This is a genomic window from Staphylococcus lugdunensis (genome assembly GCF_002901705.1).
Lineage (GTDB): Bacteria > Bacillota > Bacilli > Staphylococcales > Staphylococcaceae > Staphylococcus > Staphylococcus lugdunensis.
In genome coordinates, this window is the sequence record NZ_PPPV01000016.1 from 539,423 (window position 1) to 540,896 (window position 1,474).

General features: G+C 41.5%; 2 protein-coding genes. Both read right to left on the minus strand.

Annotated elements, in window-relative coordinates; all coding sequences use genetic code 11:
* The coding region (locus CD041_RS09335) for a putative Ig domain-containing protein (protein WP_219727428.1) at window positions 1-1,107 on the minus strand (1,107 nt) is incomplete at its 3' end.
* Window positions 1,108-1,116: 9 nt separating this feature from the next.
* Window positions 1,117-1,474: putative Ig domain-containing protein (locus CD041_RS09340; protein WP_219727429.1), on the minus strand; the 358-nt coding region annotated here is incomplete at its 5' end.

The following is a 1,474-nucleotide window of genomic DNA, read 5'->3' on the forward strand; positions in this document are numbered from 1 at the left end:
TGTAGCACTGATCTCGATGTTATCGATTGCGGTATTTACCTCTTTGGTTTGATCGCTAATCTCTTTCACCGTCGGTGCTGTCGTATCTACAACTTTGATATTGAATTTTGTCTCAGTACTATTACCATCATCATCAGTGCTTGTCACTACAATTGGATAAGTTCCAACTTTTGTGGCTATGCCGCTTATTGTATTTGTTGTCGGATCAAATGTCACTCCGCTTGGTAAGCCACTGACTGTGTTTGTTACTGGCTGGCCGCTATTATCTTTCGCATCAATCTTGATGTTATCAATTTCAGTATTCACTTCTTTGGTTTGATCACTTATCTCTTTCACCGTCGGTGCTGTCGTATCTACAACTTTGATACTGAATTTTGTCTCGACATTATTACCCTCAGCGTCAGTGCTTATCACTACGATTGGATAGGTGCCGACTTTTGTGGCTACGCCGCTTATTGTATTTGTTGATGGATTAAACGTTACTCCTTCCGGCAGACCGCTGACTTTATTTGTCACTGCTTGGCCACTATTATCTGTGGCATCTATCACAATTTCGTCTATAGCGGTATTCACCTCTTTGGTTTGGTCACTTATCTCTTTTACCGTCGGTGCCGTTGTATCTACAACTTTGATACTGAATTTTGTCTCAACACTATTACCCTCAGCGTCAGTGCTTATCACTACGATTGGATAGGTGCCGACCTTCGTCGCTACACCGCTTATTGTATTTGTTCTAGAATCAAACGTTACTCCGCTTGGTAAGCCTCTGACTCTATTTGTTACTACTTCGCCACTATTATCTGTAGCACTGATCTCGATGTTATCAATTTCAGTATTCACTTCTTTAGTTTGGTCACTGATCTCTTTCACCGTCGGTGCTGTCGTGTCTACGACCTTGATACTGAATTTTGTCTCGACACTATTACCCTCAGTGTCAGTGCTTATCACTACGATTGGATAGGTGCCGACTTTTGTGGCTATGCCGCTTATTGTATTTGTTGATGGATTAAACGTTACTCCTTCCGGCAGACCGCTGACTTTATTTGTTACTACTTCGCCACTATTATCTGTAGCACTGATCTTGATGTTATCAATTTCAGTATTCACTTCTTTGGTTTAATCACTTATCTCTTTCACCGTCGGTGCTGTCGTATCTACGACCTTGATACTGAATTTTGTCTCGACACTATTACCCTCAATGTCAGTGCTTATCACTACGATTGGATAGGTGCCGACTTTTGTGGCTACACCGCTTATTGTGTTTGTTCTAGGGTCAAATGTTACTCCTTCCGGTAGACCGCTGACTTTATTTGTTACTACTTCGCCACTATTATCTGTAGCACTGATCTCGATGTTATCAATTTCAGTATTCACTTCTTTGGTTTGGTCACTAATTCCTTTCACCGTCGGTGCTGTCGTATCTACAACTTTGATACTGAATTTTGTCTCAGTACTATTTCCCTCCGCATCAGTG